At 66.2% G+C, this 17,807-nt stretch carries 16 protein-coding genes; 7 read left to right on the top strand and 9 right to left on the bottom strand.

The window, feature by feature from the left end; translation table 11 throughout:
• Positions 1-12: 12 nt before the first annotated feature.
• The 3 genes from P5703_RS23980 to coaBC are packed head-to-tail and all read right to left on the bottom strand — an operon-like array spanning position 13 to position 4,293.
• Positions 13-2,583 (bottom strand): phosphomannomutase/phosphoglucomutase, encoded by a 2,571-nt coding sequence (locus P5703_RS23980; protein ID WP_341829572.1) that lies wholly within the window; start codon positions 2,581-2,583, stop codon positions 13-15.
• 44 nt (positions 2,584-2,627) lie between these two features.
• Positions 2,628-3,083: a dUTP diphosphatase gene (gene dut / locus P5703_RS19650; protein ID WP_011911706.1), complete on the bottom strand. Its 456-nt coding sequence runs from the start codon at positions 3,081-3,083 to the stop codon at positions 2,628-2,630.
• Between the two features lies 1 nt (position 3,084).
• Positions 3,085-4,293 (bottom strand): bifunctional phosphopantothenoylcysteine decarboxylase/phosphopantothenate--cysteine ligase CoaBC, encoded by a 1,209-nt coding sequence (coaBC, locus tag P5703_RS19645; RefSeq protein WP_011911707.1) that lies wholly within the window; start codon positions 4,291-4,293, stop codon positions 3,085-3,087.
• 137 nt (positions 4,294-4,430) lie between these two features.
• On the opposite strand from coaBC, the gene radC reads away from it, so the two are divergent.
• Complete coding sequence (gene radC / locus P5703_RS19640) at positions 4,431-5,105, top strand: RadC family protein (protein WP_011911708.1); 675 nt, start codon at positions 4,431-4,433, stop codon at positions 5,103-5,105.
• Between the two features lie 6 nt (positions 5,106-5,111).
• On the opposite strand, the gene P5703_RS19635 is transcribed toward radC, so the two are convergent.
• Positions 5,112-6,440, bottom strand: coding sequence for a hypothetical protein (locus P5703_RS19635; RefSeq protein ID WP_279641893.1), 1,329 nt, complete (start codon positions 6,438-6,440; stop codon positions 5,112-5,114).
• Positions 6,441-6,443: 3 nt separating this feature from the next.
• The gene (locus P5703_RS19630) at positions 6,444-6,872 is read right to left on the bottom strand and encodes a PaaI family thioesterase (RefSeq protein WP_279641894.1); all 429 of its coding nucleotides are present in this window, start codon (positions 6,870-6,872) and stop codon (positions 6,444-6,446) included.
• Positions 6,873-6,986: 114 nt separating this feature from the next.
• On the opposite strand from P5703_RS19630, the gene P5703_RS19625 reads away from it, so the two are divergent.
• The 3 genes from P5703_RS19625 to P5703_RS19615 all read left to right on the top strand — a co-directional run bounded on the left by P5703_RS19625 (position 6,987) and on the right by P5703_RS19615 (position 10,860).
• The gene (locus tag P5703_RS19625) at positions 6,987-8,510 is read left to right on the top strand and encodes a 3-hydroxyacyl-CoA dehydrogenase (protein ID WP_285589185.1); all 1,524 of its coding nucleotides are present in this window, start codon (positions 6,987-6,989) and stop codon (positions 8,508-8,510) included.
• A gap of 161 nt (positions 8,511-8,671) precedes the next feature.
• Complete coding sequence (locus P5703_RS19620; protein ID WP_014595662.1) at positions 8,672-10,234, top strand: methyl-accepting chemotaxis protein; 1,563 nt, start codon at positions 8,672-8,674, stop codon at positions 10,232-10,234.
• 101 nt (positions 10,235-10,335) lie between these two features.
• Positions 10,336-10,860, top strand: a complete 525-nt coding sequence (locus P5703_RS19615; protein WP_068506899.1) for an Mpo1 family 2-hydroxy fatty acid dioxygenase — start codon at positions 10,336-10,338, stop codon at positions 10,858-10,860.
• 6 nt (positions 10,861-10,866) lie between these two features.
• On the opposite strand, the gene P5703_RS19610 is transcribed toward P5703_RS19615, so the two are convergent.
• The 4 genes from P5703_RS19610 to P5703_RS19595 form a co-directional block, all read right to left on the bottom strand.
• Positions 10,867-11,604: a hypothetical protein gene (locus tag P5703_RS19610; RefSeq protein ID WP_011911714.1), complete on the bottom strand. Its 738-nt coding sequence runs from the start codon at positions 11,602-11,604 to the stop codon at positions 10,867-10,869.
• Between the two features lie 202 nt (positions 11,605-11,806).
• A complete protein-coding gene (locus P5703_RS19605) occupies positions 11,807-13,354 on the bottom strand; it encodes a phospholipase D family protein (protein WP_125852921.1) in 1,548 nt (515 codons plus the stop codon).
• Between the two features lie 60 nt (positions 13,355-13,414).
• Positions 13,415-14,749 (bottom strand): NAD(P)/FAD-dependent oxidoreductase, encoded by a 1,335-nt coding sequence (locus tag P5703_RS19600; RefSeq protein WP_279649457.1) that lies wholly within the window; start codon positions 14,747-14,749, stop codon positions 13,415-13,417.
• Positions 14,750-14,852: 103 nt separating this feature from the next.
• Positions 14,853-15,341, bottom strand: a complete 489-nt coding sequence (locus P5703_RS19595) for an Lrp/AsnC ligand binding domain-containing protein (RefSeq protein WP_003295466.1) — start codon at positions 15,339-15,341, stop codon at positions 14,853-14,855.
• A 147-nt stretch (positions 15,342-15,488) separates the two neighbouring features.
• Between P5703_RS19595 and dadA the strand changes: the two genes are divergently transcribed.
• The 3 genes from dadA to P5703_RS19580 all read left to right on the top strand — a co-directional run bounded on the left by dadA (position 15,489) and on the right by P5703_RS19580 (position 17,797).
• On the top strand, positions 15,489-16,787 hold the full coding sequence (gene dadA / locus P5703_RS19590) for a D-amino acid dehydrogenase (protein WP_013981605.1): 1,299 nt from the start codon (positions 15,489-15,491) through the stop codon (positions 16,785-16,787).
• The gene (locus P5703_RS19585; RefSeq protein WP_014595665.1) at positions 16,762-17,136 is read left to right on the top strand and encodes a RidA family protein; all 375 of its coding nucleotides are present in this window, start codon (positions 16,762-16,764) and stop codon (positions 17,134-17,136) included. Before dadA ends, P5703_RS19585 begins: the two co-directional genes overlap by 26 nt.
• Positions 17,137-17,248: 112 nt before the next feature.
• A complete protein-coding gene (locus P5703_RS19580) occupies positions 17,249-17,797 on the top strand; it encodes a cupin domain-containing protein (protein ID WP_017246161.1) in 549 nt (182 codons plus the stop codon).
• Positions 17,798-17,807: the final 10 nt, after the last annotated feature.

Genomic DNA, 17,807 nt, shown 5'->3' with positions numbered 1-17,807 from the left:
GACTCCGCAAAATCAGAACGGCAGTTTGAGGTCGGGTGCAACGCTGAGCAGCTGGCCGCGGAAGACGTCCTGGATGCGGCTGAGCTCTTCTTCGCTGTCGGCCTCGAAGCGCAGTACCAGCACCGGGGTGGTGTTGGAGGCGCGGATCAGGCCCCAGCCCTTGGGATAGTCGACCCGCACACCGTCGAGGGTGATCAGGTTGGCTTCGCCCCATTTGGCGTCGCGTTGCAGGGCGTCCATGATGGTGAATTTGCTTTCCTCTGTCACCGTGATGTTGATCTCCGGCGTCGAGATATCGCAGGGGAAGGCGGCAAACACCTGTTCGGCGTCACGCTTGTCCTGACTGAGGATCTCCAGCAGGCGTGCAGCACTGTAGATGCCGTCGTCGAAGCCGAACCAGCGTTCCTTGAAGAAGATGTGGCCGCTCATCTCGCCGGCCAGCAGCGCGCCGGATTCCTTCATCTTCTTCTTGATCAGCGAATGGCCGGTCTTCCACATCACCGGGCGGCCGCCATAGCCGCTGATCAGCGGGGTCAGGCGGCGGGTGCATTTGACGTCGAAGATGATGTCGGCGCCTGGATTGCGCGAAACCACGTCCTTGGCGAACAGCATCAGCAGGCGGTCCGGGTAGATCATGGTGCCGGCGTTGGTCACCACGCCGACGCGATCGCCGTCGCCGTCGAAGGCCAGACCAAGATCAGCCTTCTCGGATTTCACCTTGGCGATCAGGTCGACCAGGTTCTCCGGCTTGCCGGGATCGGGGTGGTGGTTGGGGAAGTTGCCGTCGACCTCGCAGTACAGCGGGATCACGGTGCAGCCCAGGGCCTCGATCAGCTTGGGCGCGATGACGCCGGCCACACCGTTGCCGCAGTCGACCACCACCTTCATCGGCTTGGCCATGGCGATGTCGCTGCGGATCTGCTCGAAGTAACGCTCCAGTACATCGACCTGTTCGACCTTGCCGACACCGCTGGACAGGTCGTTGGTCTCGATCCGCTTGCGCAGCACCTGGATCTGCTCGTTGGCCAGGGTGTCTCCGGCGATGACAATCTTGAAGCCGTTGTAGTCCGGCGGGTTGTGGCTACCGGTGAGCATCACCCCGGACTTGCCGGCGAGGATGTTGGCCGCGTAGTAGAGCACCGGCGTCGGCACCATGCCGACGTCGCTGACGTCGCAGCCGCTGTCGAGCAGGCCCTGGATCAGGTGCTGGACCAGCTCCGGGCCGGACAGGCGACCGTCGCGGCCGACGGAAACGTTGGGTTCACCCTTGGCGAGGCTCTCGGACCCGATGGCGCGGCCGACCCAGTACGCGGTTTCGGTGGTCAGGCTGTCGCCGACAACGCCACGGATGTCGTAGGCGCGGAAGATACTGGCGGGCAAGTTCGGGGCTTTGGCGCTGCTCATTGCGGTTTCTCGCTCCTTGGTGTCGAGGCCGAAGATGTCCTGGTCCTCGTCGAGAATGTCGATGTCGAGAATATCGGTCTCCGGCAGGGGCGGAGCGACGTACTCGGTAGGTTTGGCGGGCCGTACGGCGGGGGCCGCGGCAGGTGCCTGAGTCGGAGCCGATCCGGCGGGGCGGACGGGCAGTCGGACCATGTTCCTGGCCAGTGCGTCGAGGACCGGCAGGCTCAAGGCCGGTATTTGGATGGTCTTGCCCGTGGAGAGTTCCTGCAGCAGGCGACTGATCCGCAGCACGTCTTCGCGCAGCTTGCGTTGCTGGCTGCCGAGCACCAGTTGCAGGCCGATCAGTACGCCGGCCAGTGCCAGCAGCGCCGCGGCGATCAGGTGCAGGGGCGTCAGCATGGCCGGCGCGGCTTCGCTGCCCGGAACGTAGCTCAGCGTCCAGTTGGAATTGCCGCTGGGCAGTGTCAGGGCCGTGGCATTGCCCGGGGTGCCGCGCTGCAGCAGCACTTGCTCCGGTGCGCCGGCGAACTGCTGGCTCAACCGCAGTTGCCCGGCGCCGGCGGGCAGCGTCGGGAGGCCGGCGAAGAGGCGTTCGAGGTCAGTCACCAGCAGCAGCGTGCCGCGAATCGCCTGCTGACCTTCGCCGCGCAGGGCGACAGCGCTGTACAGCAGCCAGCGGTTGTCGACCTTGTACGCTTCGGGGGCGGGCGCCTGGCCGGCTTCCGCACGCTGCAGCAGATCGAGCGCGGCGAAGTTCAGCGGTCCCGGGCGGCTGGTGTCGGGTACGGCGCGGCCGCGGACATTCAGATGCGCGTCGACTACGCCGGGCAGGTCCAGCAGGCGCTGCTCGGCATCGCGTCGACGCTTACCGTCGCCACGCGGTGCTTCGACCAGCATCAGTCGCTCCGTCACCGCCTGGGTATCGCCCTGCAGCTGACGCAGCGCTTGCTGCAGCGCGCTGGCCTGGCTCTGGCCCCAGGCGCTGGCCAGCTGCGTCCGTTGCTCCTGCTCGGCATTCTGCAGGCCCAGCCAGAGCAGCGCTGCCGCTGCGCCGAGGCCGATCAGGCTGCTCGCCAGGCCACCGAGCAAGGGTTTGATGTTGATGCCGCTGCGCTTGCTGCGGGTCTCGGCCGGGTTCAGTACGCCTGAATCCTTGGCGGTGCGCTTGAAGAGTGCCATGAAGCTCCTCGGATCATCCTGAAAGAAGTAAGCGGGGGTATCGCTCAGTGGCTGCCGGAGTGGCCGAATCCGCCGGCGCCGCGATCACTGCTGTCGAAGCTGTCGACCAGTTCGAAACGCGCCTGCACCACCGGCACCAGCATCAGCTGCGCGATGCGCTCGCCGACGGCGATGGTGAATGCGCTCTGGCCGCGGTTCCAGCAGGACACCATCAGCTCACCCTGGTAGTCCGAGTCGATCAGCCCGACCAGGTTGCCGAGCACGATGCCGTGCTTGTGGCCGAGGCCCGAACGCGGCAGGACCAGCGCGGCCAGGGTCGGGTCGGCGATGTGGATGGCCAGGCCGGTGGGGATCAGCAGGGTCTGGCCGGGTTCCAGGACGGTGTCCTGCTGCAGCATGGCGCGCAGGTCGAGACCGGCCGAACCGGGTGTGGCGTATTCGGGCAGCGGGAAGTCCCGACCGAGGCGCGGGTCGAGGATCTTGGCTTGGAGTGCGTGCATGTCAGGACTCTTTGTAGCGCTCGGCGATGAAGGCCACCAGCGCACGGGCAATATGCCCCTTGCTGGCCTGGCCGAAGCGGGTTTCGTGCTGTTGGCGGTCGATCACGCTGACCGCGTTGTCTTCGCTGTTGAAGCCGATGCTGGGGTTGGCCACGTCGTTGGCGACGATCAGGTCGAGGTTCTTGTCGCGCAGCTTGCGGGCGGCATATTCGAGAAGATTCTCGGTCTCCGCGGCGAAGCCGACGCAGAACGGGCGATCCGCACGGCCTGCAAGGGTGGCGAGGATGTCCGGGTTGCGCACCATCTGCAGCAGCAGGCCATCGCCAGTGCTGGGGTCTTTCTTCAGTTTATGGGGTGCCACCACTTCCGGACGGTAATCGGCGACGGCTGCCGCGGCGATGAGGATGTCGCAGGGCATCGCCGCTTCGCAGGCCGCGAGCATGTCACGGGCACTGACCACGTCGATGCGCTGCACACGATCGGGAGTGGGCAGGAACACCGGGCCGGTCACCAGGGTGACCCGCGCGCCGGCTTCGGCAGCGGCCTCGGCGAGGGCGAAACCCATTTTTCCCGAGCTGTGGTTGGTGATGTAGCGCACCGGGTCGATGTTTTCCTGGGTGGGGCCGGCGGTGATCAGCAGGTGCTTGCCGGTCAGCATGCCGGTCTCGAAGCAGTCGGCGGCGGCGCGCGCCAGCTCCTCGGCTTCGAGCATGCGCCCCATGCCGATGTCGCCGCAGGCCTGGCTGCCAGAGCCGGGTCCGAACAGGCGAATGCCACGTGCCAGCAGCTGCTCACGATTGGCCTGGGTAGCGGGGTCGGCCCACATGGCCTGGTTCATGGCCGGTGCCAGGGCGACCGGGGCGTTGGTCGCCAGCACCACGGTGGTCAGCAGATCATTGGCGACGCCCTGAGCAAGGCGGGCCATGAGGTCGGCGGTGGCCGGCGCGATCAGCACGAGGTCTGCCCAGCGAGCCAGTTCGATGTGCCCCATGGCCGCTTCCGCCGCGGGGTCGAGCAGGTCCAGGTGGACGGGATGGCCGGAGAGCGCCTGCAGGGTGAGGGGAGTGATGAACTCGCGCCCGCCCTGGGTCATCACCACCCGGACTTCGGCGCCATGGTCGCGCAGGCGGCGGACCAGTTCGGCGCTCTTGTAGGCGGCGATGCCGCCGCCGACGCCCAGGACGATGCGTTTACGATACAGCCGCTGCATAGGCCTGCCTTGTTATCTGGTAGGGATGTCCGGAGTGAGAACCAGGTCTGAAGTTGCCCGGTGCCCCGGAAAAATGACGGGCTAAGATAGCACAGCGCCCACAGCGGAAAAGTGGGCCTGCTCGACAGGGAGATGACATGAGCATACGTGACTGGCCGGCGTCGGAGCGGCCGCGGGAGAAGCTTCTCGATCAGGGCGCGGCCGCGCTTTCCGATGCCGAATTGCTGGCGATATTCCTGCGCACCGGCGTCGCCGGAAAGAGCGCGGTGGACCTGGCTCGCTACCTGCTCGCCGAGTTCGGCAGCCTGCGCGCGTTGCTGGAGGCGGATCTCGATCAGTTCAGCGCACACCTGGGGCTTGGGCCGGCCAAGTTCGCCCAGTTGCAGGCCGTGCTGGAGATGGGGCGCCGGCACCTGGCCGAACGGCTGCGCCGCGATTCGGCGCTGGAATCGCCGCAGGCGGTACGCGATTACCTCAAGGCGCGCCTGCGCCACGAACCGCACGAGCTGTTCGGCTGCCTGTTTCTCGACGCCAAGCACCGGGTCCTGGCCTTCGAAGTGTTGTTCCACGGCACCATCGATGGCGCCAGCGTCTACCCTCGGCAGGTGGTCAAGCGTGCCCTGGCGCAGAACGCGGCGGCGGTGATCCTCACCCACAACCACCCGTCGGGCGTGGCCGAGCCGAGCCAGGCCGACCGTCAGCTGACCCAGCGGCTGAAAGACGCCCTGGCGCTGATCGACGTGCGGGTGCTCGATCATTTCATCGTCGGTGACGGCGAGCCGCTGTCGATGGCCGAATATGGCTGGATGTGAGCGTCGCTACGCCAGCAGCGGTACCAGCAGCAGCGGACCGAGCACCAGCAGCACGAAGCGGCCGTTCCAGCCGAAGGCGATGCGCCACGGGGAGATCCCCGCGTGGCGCGCCAGCATCAGCGCCGACGGCCCATAGGGCGACAGCAGCATCGCCAGAGAAAAACCCACCAGCAGCGCCACCGCCGGCTGCATCACCGCGACGCCGTGGCCCGCCAGCTGGGCCAGCAGTGCGGCGCACAGGCTCAGCGAGATGATCGGCGCGACACCCAGCAGCGCCAGCGCGATGATGGCGAGCATGCCGATGGCGCCGAGGCCGAACAGCGCCAGGGGCGTACTGCTGAAATGACCTGCCAGACGTTCGACCGGAATCAGGATGGCGGTCAGCCCGCCCAGCAAGGCGGAGCAGGCGAAGATGAAGGTCTCGTTACGCATTCCGGCAAGGGTGTCACGTACCTCGCCATAGACGGCGGTTGGCGAGCCGCCCTGGTGCAGTAGCAGGCCGATCACGGCGAGCGGCACCAGCAGCATCGCTGCCTGGGTCGCTGACAGCCAGGTCAGGCTGGCCAGCAGGGCGATCAGCGCAATGCCCAGGAGGCTGCCATACAGCAGCCTGCGCAGCTCACCGGCCGGCGCGGGCGGCCGTTCGCTGCCCATCTGCAGTTGATGCAGCCGGTGATTGTCCATCGTCCAACCGACCACTAGTAGGATTGCCGCACAGAGCAGCCCGAACGGCAGCAGTGCGCTCCAGCTGAGCCCCGGCAGCTCGCGAGTGAGGATCGCCACGGCAACGCTGGTGGGCGCCAGCAGAGGCACCAGGGCGAAGCCGCGCAGTGCCGTGACCATCACCCCGCGGGCGCCCTCGCGCCGCTGCGCCGGACTGTAGCCGCGGCCGTCCAGATGACGTTCCAGCGAGCCGCAGACCAGGTTGAGCATGCCGAAGCTCAGCACCGAACTGATGGCGAAGGTGCTCAGCAGATAGCTCGGGTAGAGACGCCGGGGCGGTTGTCGCAGCAGCAAGCGGTGCAGCTCGCCCAGTTGTGGCAGCCGCTTGACTGCGCAGTGCGCGAGCCCCAGCGCGCCGATGAACGCGCCGTAATAAGCAGCGGCAGCCAGCATCCGCTGCGCTTGTTCCCAGCTGGGCGTGCCAAGCAGCAACCAGTAGGCGAGCAGGCCGAGCGTGACCAGCCCCAGCCGGCGCGGGTAGGGCATCAGCGAGCGCCAGTGCCACAGGAAGAACAGTACCAGCAGGGCGCCGCTGATCACGCTCGGCCATTGCAGGCGGGAGACCAGCGCGAACAGCTCGCAGGCGAGCGCCAGTGGCAGCAGGGCCAGCATCGGTCAGGGCAGCTCGCTGCGCAGCTTGCCGCGCTGGTAGACGCCTTCACCAAAGGCCAGCAGGCGATCTTGCTCGTCCAGCAGGTCGCAGCTGGCCATGAATACCTTGTGCCCGGAGGAGCGGCAGCATGCCACCGCGCGGATGCGGCTGCCGGCTGGCGCCGGTGCGCTGAAGTTGACGTTCATCGACAGGGTGGTCGCCACGCGGCGCTGGTCCGCCTGCTCGGTCCAGGTGCCGCACAGGCCCATCGCCACGTCGAGCAAGGTTGCGCTGACGCCGCCGTGCAGCTTGCTGGCGTTGTTCAGGTGGCGCGGCTGCAGCAGCAGTTCGATCACCACCCGCTCGGGGCCGTACTCGGTCAGGCGGCAGCCGAGATCCTGAAAGAAGCCGGTTATGGAGGCTTCGACCTGCTGGCGTGAATGCTCGGACATAAGGGCGTATCGGTAGGAAGTTGCGCCGCAGAGTGGCAGCCTTTAGCCTGCTGGTCAATCTGACGGAATGCCATTCCGCACTGCGGAATATGCGGTGTGTGAGGAGGGTTTGGGATGTTCGAACGTATCGGAATCATCGGTGCCGGCGCCATGGGGCGGGGCATCGCTCAGCTGTTTGCCAGCGCGGGCAAGCAGGTGTGGCTCTACGATGCGCTCGGCGAGTCGGTCGCCGAGGCGCTGCGTTTCAATCGCGAGCTGCTGGAGCGCAGCCTGGCCAAGGGCCGCCTGAGCACCGAGGCGCTCGACGCAACCCTGGCGCGGATGCGGCCGGCGTCGACGTTGCAGGAGCTGGCCGGTTGCGACCTGCTGATCGAGGCCATCGTCGAGAATCTCGAGGCCAAACAGGCACTGTTTGTCGAGCTGGAGGCGCTGGTTGCCGAGGACGCGGTACTGGCGACCAATACCTCGTCACTGTCGGTCACGCGGATCGCCGCGGCCTGCCGGCACCCGCAGCGGGTGGCCGGTTTTCATTTCTTCAACCCGGTGCCGTTGATGAAGCTGGTGGAAGTGGTGCGCGGCGAGCGCAGCGATCCGCAGGTGATCGAGCGGCTGGTCAAGCTGGCCGAAGAGGCCGGGCATTTCCCTGCGATCACACCGGATACTCCCGGTTTTCTGGTCAACCATGCCGGTCGCGCCTACAGCACCGAGGCGCAGCGCATCCTCGCCGAGGGCATCGCTGATGCCGAGCAGATCGACCGCATCCTGCGCGACGGCCCGGGCTTTCGTATGGGGCCGTTCGAACTGCTCGACCTCACCGGCCTGGACGTCTCTCACGCCGTGATGGAGTCGGTGTACCAGCAGTTCTACCAGGACCCACGCTATACGCCGTCCTACCAGGCAGCGCAGCGGGTCGCCGCCGGTCTGCTCGGGCGCAAGAGCGGCCAGGGCTATTACCGCTACGACAATGGCCAGCAGATGCGAACGCCGGCGCCGGCCCTCGAGCCAGTCTCGGTGGACCGCCCGTTCTGGCTGGACAGCCAGGACGCCGAGCTGCGCGGTTGGCTGGCAGCCTTGCTGGGCCAGACGGGTGCGCAGCTGGAGTCGGGTGAGACGCCGTCGGAACGGGCCATCTGCCTGATCACTCCTTTGGGTGAGGACGCCAGCTCGATGATCGCGCGTCTGGGTTTGCCGGCGGCGCGTTGCGTCGCCTACGACCTGTTTTGCGATCGCGAACGGCGGCACGTGCTGATGCGTACGCCTGCGCTCGACCCCGCGCTGGAAGCCCAGGCGCGGCAGGCGCTGGGTGGCGACGGCGTGCCGGTGGAGGTGATCAACGATTCGCCGGGGTTCGTCAGTCAGCGCGTCGTGGCCAGCATCGTCAACCTGGGCTGCGAGATAGCGCAGAAGGGCATCGCCGATCCGCATACGCTGGACCGGGCAATTACCCTGGCGCTGGGCTACCCGAAGGGACCGCTGGGTTTCGCCGAGCATTATGGTGCGGCGCGCGTCCTCGCCATTCTTGAGGCGATGCAGGCCTGCTATGGCGGTGAGGCGCGCTACCGGCCGAGCCCCTGGCTGCGTCGGCGGGTACAGCTCGCGCTGCCCCTGAGCGCGCCGGAGCGGACGTCGGCACCCTAGTTATCGAGGCGACCGGAGGCGCCTTCAGTTTGTCCGGCCGCGGCCGTTAAGCCTGGGGTGAACCTTCGATAACGGCACGGTGCTACTAAGGCACTACTGTTCTTTGTCGGAGGCTGTGGGTACAACGTCGGATCAATCCGACAAGAACAAGAGGCCCGTCCATGAGCCCCGCCAACCGCCACCCCAAGGCCATCGTGTTCCATGTAGCGCTGATCGTCGGTCTGCTGCTCATGCATTACTGGCTGGCCCCGCCCCTGCTGTTGACGGCGCTGTTGCTGCTCGCCGCGGCGCTATGGCCCTGGTTCACCGTCTGGCGCGCGGCAGACGACGGCGCGACGGCTGCCGATACGCCGCCGGCGTTCAGTGAGCTGACCAAGAATCTGTCGCGCAACACCTGCCACAACGCGCTTTCCGCCGCTCAGGTCGCCTTCAGCGCCGAGCAGCTCGCCAGCCGCCTGCAGTCGCAGCTCAAGGCAGTGAGCGAAATCGCCAACGGTGCCGAGGCGATTGCGGCCACCGAGCAGGACAGCGCCGAGCGCGCCCGACACACGCTGGACGCCGCGCAGTCGGTGCGTCAGCGCAGCGATGCCGGTCAGGCCGAGTTGCAGCGCGCCATCGAGCGGATGCAGCAGCTCAGCGCGCAGACCCATGCCAGTCGCGAGCTGATCGACGGCCTGTCTGCCCGCACCGAAGAGATTCGCCGGATCACCGACGTGATCCAGTCCATTGCCAGCCAGACCAATCTGCTCGCGCTCAACGCAGCCATCGAGGCCGCCCGCGCCGGCGAGGCGGGGCGCGGCTTTGCCGTGGTGGCCGACGAGGTGCGCAGCCTGGCGGCGCGTACCTCCAGCGCCACCGAAGAAGTGGGGCGCATGGTGGCCGACATTCGCCAGCAGAGCGAAGCGGTGGTCAGCTACATCCAGCGCCAGGCCAACGAGCTGGACGCCGCCGCCGAGCAGATCGCCACCACCGGCGAGCAGCTCAGCGGTATCGCCGGGCTGGCCGGCAGCGTCGAGTCCCAGGTGGAGCAGATCACCACCGGCACCGCCGACAACCATCAGCGCCTGACCGGGCAGTTCGTCGCCCTCGACCAGCTGCGCGCCGACGCACTGGACAGCGAGAAACAGACCCGCCAGCTGGAGCAGGCCGCCGAGCGGCTGGTGGCCCAGGCCGAGAGTGCCAGCGAGCAGCTCGCCGAGGTGCAGCTGGACGACTATCACCAGGCCATGTTCGACCTGGCGCGGCAGGGTGCTGCGGCCATCGCCGAGCGGTTCGAGGCGGACATCCAGGCCGGGAGGGTCAGCCTCGATGATCTCTTCGATCGCAACTACCGGGCGCTGCCCAATACCGACCCGGTGAAGTACCAGACGCGCTTCGACAAGTATGCCGACGAGGTTCTGCCTGCGATCCAGGAGCCGCTGCTGCAGCGGCATCCGGCACTGGTCTACGCCATCGCGACGACCCCGGAAGGCTATGTGCCGACCCACAACCGGGCCTTCAGCCAGCCGCCGGTGGGCAATCCGGAGATCGATCGGGTCAAGAGCCGCAGCAAGCGGCTGTTCAATGATCGCACCGGCGGCCGCTGCGGCAGTCATCAGCGGCGCCTGCTGTTGCAGACCTACAGTCGCGACACCGGCGAGCTGATGCATGATCTGTCGGTGCCGATCATGGTTCGCGGGCGCCACTGGGGTGGGCTGCGGCTGGGCTATCGCCCCGAGCAATAAGGCCGATCCCGAGGTTGGCGCGATCGCCCTGGCCCTGTGCAGCTGCACGGGCCAGGGAGCGACTAAGCTTGCTGGCTACTGGTTCTGCGGAGATGCAGCCGATGAAGACGCTCACCGATCACCTCGCGCAATACGCGGCCTACCACCGCGACCCGCGCAACCTGCTCACCCATTTCGTTGGCATTCCCCTGATCGTGGTGGCCGTGGCCGTGCTGCTGTCGCGCCCCGGCATCGCCTGGGCGGGCCTGTGGCTCAGTCCGGCGGCGCTGGTGTCGCTTGTCGCCGCGCTGTTCTATCTGCGTCTGGACCTGCGCTACGGCATGCTGATGAGCGCCGTGCTGGCGCTCTGCCTGTGGCTGGGTGCGCTGGCCGCCGGAGCGGGCACGGCGCTCTGGCTGGGTATCGGCGTGGGGTTGTTCGTGGTCGGCTGGATCATCCAGTTCATCGGCCACTATTTCGAGGGGCGCAAGCCGGCGTTCGTCGACGACCTCAGCGGGCTGATCATCGGGCCGCTGTTCGTCGCGGCCGAACTCGGCTTCATGCTCGGGTTGCGCGAGCCGCTGCGCCTCGCCATCGAGGCGCGGGTCGGGCCGGTGCGTCTGCGCCACACGGCCGCTCACGGCTGACGGTTCTCAAGGCTTGGCGGCCATCCACTGGTCGCTGAGGCTGCGCGTATGGCGGTCGACCATGATCGGCGCGAACGGGCGGCCCGAGGCGGTGGTGAGGTTGTTGCTGGCGCTGTTCATGTCCTGCAGCGCCACCCGGAGGAAATCCCAGCGGGTCTTGAGCTTGGCCAGCAGCGGGTCGCGCTTGCCGTCCAGCTCGGCGAGCTGGGCGTCGATGGCCGGCACCAGGTGGCGCTCATCCTGGCCGAGGTAGGTATCCGGCTGTTCGCGGGCGATTTCGAAGGAGCCGATATAGGCGCGGCTGAGGTATTGCACGGCAAGGTATTCGACCTTGGCCGGCAGTTCGGCCTGGCTGTCGGCGCCCTGCTGGGCGCGCACGGCCGTGAGGAAATCGCGTAGCGCCTTGCTCATCTGCAGCGGAAAGCCCCAGGGCATGTCGTCTTCGGCGGTGCCGAAGCTCGCACCTTCGCGAAGCCGGGCCAGCAGTTCCTGATGGCTTTCGCGTAATGCGCTGGTGGGGTTGGGTACCTGCATCAGGGCGGCGTTCAGCGCCCGCAGATCGTCTTCCAAGCGCAGCAGGTGTGCCTTCTGAAACCCTTCGCCACGGTAGAGCAGCAGGCTGCTAGTGGCGCGGTTGGCGTGAATCTGCATGTTCTGCAGCGGGGTGGTCGGCTCGGCCGCCTCGGTGAGGCCGGGCAGCATGCCGAGGATCAGCAATAACCAGAAGCGAGTGAAACGGTCCATTGTCGTGCTCCTTTTTTATTTTTATAGAAGCGATGCGTGCGTGGCAGCAGCATTCCTGAGCCTAACGGACCACTGGCTATCTGGTATCACCCCAAAGAATGATTTGCAGGGGGAGGACAGAAGGGCGGAGATGTGCTGCAGCTGACGCGCCGGCAGGTACTCGCTGCGCAGTCACCGGCGGCAGGGCGGTCCAGAGCGGATGCTAGAGCATCTTCTCCAGTCCGATCACGTCGGCGAACCAGGCGTTGAAGCGTCGCCAGAGCCCGCCGGGCTCCTTCTCCAGCACGCGCAGGCGACCGCCGTCCTCGGCGATCCAGACCAGCTGCTGGCGCCCGTCGCGCTCCTCCAGGCGTACCTCGTAGCTGAGCGCGGGCGACATGCCCTCCAGGGTCAGGCGATGGACCTCGCGGGCCAGCTCATGGCTTTCCACCAGCACGCCGACTTCGCTGTTCCAGAGCACCGAGCGCGGATCGAAATTCAGCGAGCCGATGAACACCTTTTCCTGATCGAACACTGCCGCCTTGCTGTGCAGGCTGGATTCGGACTCGCCGAGAAAGCTGTAGGACGGCTCCTGTTGCGGCTGCCGGCGCAGCTCGAACAGGCGCACGCCATGCTCCAGCAGTTCGCGGCGGTAGGGTGCATAACCACCGTGCACGGCCGGCACGTCGGTCGCCTCCAGCGAATTGGTGAGGATGCGTACCGTCACCCCCGCACCGGCGCGCTCGGCCAGGTACTCCACGCCACTGGCGGTCGGCACGAAGTAGGCCGATATCAGTGTCAGCTCGCGGCTCACCGCTTGCATGGTCGGTGCCAGCTGAGTGGTCAGCAGCAGCGAGGTGGCCGGTATGCCCTCGGCGAGCAGCTTCTCCGGGGCATCCCACATCGCCTCGCCCGGTGCCCAGATGAGCTCATCGAGCCATTGCTGCAGCTGCGGCTCCTGTTTGTACTGCATCAACCGCTGGTACTGCTCGCTGTTGTCCTGCCGCGCCTGCTGCAGGTAGTCGCGCAGCTGCCGGCGGGCCTTGTCCAGGCCGCTGGCCTTCGGCTGCCACCAGAGAAAGCGCTGGATCGGCACGCTCAGTTGATTGTTCCAGTACTCGTCGAAACTCCGCGCCAGCTGCTCGGCCACCGGGCCGGCGCCAAGCAGGTCGATGTCGGTGAAGTTCATCGCCTGGTCGGCCTCGAAGTACTCGTCCCCCAGGTTGCGCCCGCCAACGATGGCCAGGCTGCCGTCGACCAGCATGAGCTTGTTGTGCATGCGCCGATGCTGCAACGACAGGTGCAGCAGGCGGCCCATGGTTCGGGTAATCGCGTTGCTGCGGCCCAGGTGCAACGGGTTGAAGACGCGGATCTGGACGTTGGGATGGGCGGCGAGGGCGCCGATGCGGTAGTCCTGGCCGTCGCTGGTGGTGTCGTCCAGCAGCAGGCGTACACGAACGCCACGGTCAGCCGCCTGCAGCAGCTCGTCGATGAGTGCGCGGGTGGTCAGGCCGTCATGGACGATGTAGTACTGCACGTCCAGGCTGAGCTGGGCGGCGCGGATCATTTCGCTGCGGGCCGTGAAGGCCTCGGTGCTCTCGGCCAGCAGGCGAAAGCCGGAGTAGCCGTCCGGCTGGGTGGCAGCGAGCTGCTGTATCCGCCGGCCGAGGGGAGAGGCGTCCGGGGCGACCGAGTAGGACTCGGTCGGGGCTGGATGGCTGGCGCAACCGGCCAGCAGCACGAGCAGCAACAGCGTCAGATAGGCGCGCAAGGTTTCTCCGGGTCTGCATCCATTCATTCCATGCTTGGACGCTGCGCTTCGTCGGAAAATTCAGAAGCGATCCTTCAGCCGATACCAGAGCATGCCCATGGCCAGCAGCGGCGAGCGCAGCAGGCGACCACCGGGGAAGGTCGGGTGCGGCACCTTGGCGAACAGATCGAAGCCATGGCTCTGCTGCGCCATGATGGCTTCGGCCAGCAGGCGACCAGCCAGATGAGTGGCATTCAGCCCGTGCCCGGAATACGCCTGGGCGTAGAACACGTTGGGCTGCTCGGGCAGGCGCCCGATCTGCGGCAGGCGATTGGCGCCGATGCCGATCATGCCGCCCCACTGGTAGTCGATGCCAATGCCGATCAGCTGCGGGAACACCTCGAGCATCTTCGGCTGCATGTAGGCGGCAATGTCTTTCGGGTCGCGGCCCGAATAGTGGCAGGCGCCGCCGAACAGCAGACGGCCGTCGGCCGAGAGGCGGAAGTAGTCGAGCGCCACGCGCTGGTCGCAGACTGCCGTATTCTGCGGCAGCAGTTCGCGGCACAGCGGTTCGGGCAGGCGCTCGGTGGCGATGATGTAACTGCCGGCCGGCAGCACTTTGCCGGCGAGCTTCGGCTGCAGGCCGTTGAGGTAGGCGTTGCAGGCGAGCACCAAGGTTTCTGCCTGCACCACGCCATTGGCCGTGTGGACCTTGACCTGCGGGTCATACTCGATGCGTTCGACCTTCGACTGCTCGAACAGGCGTACGCCCAGCGACTGCGCCGCGGCCGCCTCGCCAAGCGCCAGATTCAGCGGGTGCAGGTGCCCGGAGCCCATGTCCAGCAGGCCGCCGAGGTAACGCTGTGAGCCGATCACGGTGGCCAGGTTCGGTCGCGATACCCGTTGCAGCGGATGCGGATAACCCAGGCGCAGCAGGTCGGAATAGTCTTCGTCGAAGCCCTTGAGATGACGCGGCTTGGTTGCCAGGTCGCAATAACCCCAGGTCAGGTCGCAATCGATGGCATAGCGTTCGATGCGCTGGCGAACGATCTCCACCGCCTCGAAGCCCATGCGCTTGAGCTCGTCCACACCCTCTTCGCCGAGGATGTTGGTGAACTGCTCGACATCATGGCCGACGCCGCGGATCAGCTGGCCGCCGTTGCGCCCGCTGGCGCCCCAGCCGATGCAGTGCGCTTCCAGCAGGATGACGCTGAGCCCGCGTTCGGCCAGTTCGATGGCGGTATTGAGGCCGGAGAAGCCGCCACCGACGATGCACACGTCGGCCCGCTGTTCGCCCTGCAGGGGCTCGAAGGACAGCTCGCGGTTGACGCTCGCGGCATAGTAGGAAGGTGCATGGTCGCTGGTGTTCGAAGCGGATGCACGATGATTCACTGAAGTGTCATGAAAGGTCTGCATCTTCCTAGGGTAGACCGGAGCGGTGCCGCGGGGCAAAGGCGAGCTGGACCGACGGTGCCACGACTGGCTTGTCGCGGCACATCCAGATATGCACCCGGAGGCTCTAGTCCGGGACCGGCAGGTCGAGGGACTCCTTGATCTCTTCCATCACGATATAACTCTTCGATTCCCGCACGTGGGGCAGCTTCAGCAGGATGTCGCCAAGCAGCTTGCGGTAGGAGGCCATCTCCGAAATCCGCGCCTTGACCAGGTAATCGAAATCACCGGACACCAGATGGCACTCCAGTACATGGGGTAGCTTGAGCACCGCGCGGCGGAATTCCTCGAAAATGTCGCCGGACTTGTACGCCAGGCTGATCTCGACGAACACCAGCAGACCGGCCTTCAGATGCTGCGGATTCAGCCGGGCCGAATAGCCCATGATGATGCCCTCGCGCTCAAGGCGCCGGACCCGCTCGGTGCAGGGCGTGGTGGACAGGCCGACGCGCTCGCCCAGTTCGGTGAACGGCAGACGCCCCTCGGCTTGCAGGATGCGCAGGATATGACGATCGATCTTGTCCAGTTCGCGTCGGGTCTGATGGCGAGTTCGCAAGGGAAATACGCTCCAAATAAAGCGGCTCTGGCGTGAATTATGGCCAAAGATAGCTTTTTATATGGTGAATAACACTGCTTCAGCCTTTTTATACTCCGAATCAATAGTGAATCCGGAAAAGCCTGTTCGAGCGGGCGGGAGGCTGCAATGCGTGTACTGGTACTGGGTAGCGGAGTCGTCGGCACCGCCAGCGCCTACTATCTGGCGCGGGCCGGTTTCGAGGTGGTTGTGGTCGATCGGCAACCGGCCGTGGCAATGGAAACCAGCTTCGCCAATGCCGGCCAGGTGTCGCCGGGTTATGCCTCTCCCTGGGCCGCGCCGGGTGTGCCGCTGAAGGCGATGAAGTGGCTGCTGCAGCGTCATGCGCCGCTGGCCATCAAGCTTACCGGTGATATCGACCAGTACCTGTGGATGGCGCAGATGCTGCGCAACTGCACTGCGGCGCGTTATGCGGTGAACAAGGAGCGCATGGTGCGATTGTCCGAGTACAGTCGCGACTGCCTCGACGAGCTGCGCGCCGAAACCGGTATCGCGTACGAAGGGCGCCAGCTCGGTACCACGCAGCTGTTCCGCACTCAGGCCCAGCTGGATGCAGCGGCCAAGGATATCGCCGTGCTGGAGCGCTCCGGCGTGCCGTACGAACTGCTCGATCGCGCCGGTATCGCACGGGTCGAACCCGCCCTGGCCAAGGTCTCGCACAAGCTCAGTGGGGCCCTGCGTCTGCCCAACGACCAGACCGGTGACTGCCAGCTCTTCACCACCCGTCTGGCGGAGATGGCCCGAGCCCTGGGCGTCGAGTTCCGTTTCGAGCAGAACATCCAGCGTCTGGAACATGCCGGCGACCGCATCGCCGGGGTGTGGATCGACGGCAAGCTGGAAACTGCCGATCGCTACGTGCTGGCCTTGGGCAGCTACAGCCCGCAGATGCTCAAGCCGCTGGGCATCCGCGCGCCGGTCTACCCGCTCAAGGGCTATTCGCTGACCGTGCCGATCAGCGATCCGGCGATGGCGCCGCAGTCCACCGTGCTCGACGAGACCTACAAGGTCGCCATTACCCGCTTCGACCAGCGCATCCGCGTCGGTGGCATGGCGGAGATCGCCGGCCACGACCTGTCGCTCAACCCGCGTCGGCGGGAGACCCTCGAAATGGTGGTGGGCGACCTCTATCCGCAGGGCGGGGATCCGTCTGACGCGGTATTCTGGACCGGCCTGCGACCGGCCACGCCCGATGGCACACCGATCATCGGCGCGACCCCGTATCGCAACCTGTTCCTCAACACCGGTCACGGCACACTGGGCTGGACCATGGCCTGCGGCTCTGGCCGGGTGCTCGCCGATCTGCTCGCCTCCAAGCGCCCGCAGATCAGCACCGAGGGCCTGGATATCTTCCGTTACGGCAAGCACAAGGAGAATCACAAACATGCCCATCCGGCGGCTGCACACTGAGACGCGCTACAGCGAGGCGGTGATCCACAACGGCGCGGTCTATCTGTCCGGGCAACTGGCCGATGACCTGACCGGAGACATCCGTCAGCAGACCCGCGAGACGCTTGCCAGCATCGAGCGCCTGCTGGACGAGGCGGGCACCAGCAAGGCCCGCCTGCTCTCGGCGACCATCCACCTCAAGGATATCGCGGGCGACTATGCCGGGATGAACGAGGTATGGGACGCCTGGTTGCCCTCGGGCACCGCGCCGGCGCGGACCACCGTTCAGGCACTGATGTACGCCCCTGATGTGCGGGTGGAAATCACGGTCGTCGCTGCGATGCCCGACTTGGCAGGCCCGGTACTCTGAACATCGGCCGCGTGCCGCGCGACGAGCCGCCCGGTACGCGTGTTGTAAATTCTGAACGCCATTGCCATCATAAGCCCCCTTATCGCTTCGCTCTTGAAAGGGGGCTCCCGTATTGGACGTCGGTGTTCGACTGCAAACCATCCGCAAGCTCAAGGGCCTGTCCCAGCGCGAACTCGCCAAGCGCGCCGGCGTCACCAACAGCACCATTTCCATGATCGAGAAGAACAGCGTCAGCCCGTCCATCAGCTCGCTGAAAAAGGTGCTGAGCGGCATTCCGATGTCGCTGGTGGAATTCTTTTCCCCTGACTTCGATCAGGACAGCGATACCCAGGTGGTCTACAAGGGCAGCGAACTGATCGATATTTCCGACGGCGCGGTGAGCATGAAGCTGGTGGGCAAGGCGCACCCCGGTCGTGCCATCGCCTTTCTCGACGAAACCTATCCGCCGGGCTCCGATACCGGCATGGACATGCTGTCGCACCAGGGCGAAGAGGCCGGCATACTGGTCGAGGGGCGCCTGGAGCTGACGGTGAGCGGCCAGGTCTACGTACTGGAAAGCGGCGACAGCTATTACTTCGAGAGCAGCAAGCCGCATCGTTTCCGCAATCCGTTCGATGTACCGGCGCGGCTGATCAGCGCCACCACACCGGCGAATTTTTAACGCGACCGCG

The sequence above is a fragment of the Stutzerimonas sp. FeSN7 genome (genome assembly GCF_030263795.1).
In the GTDB taxonomy this organism is placed as follows: Bacteria; Pseudomonadota; Gammaproteobacteria; order Pseudomonadales; family Pseudomonadaceae; genus Stutzerimonas; species Stutzerimonas stutzeri.
The sequence above is the reverse complement of the archived record's forward strand: the minus strand, read 5'-3'. Positions and strand labels throughout refer to the sequence as shown.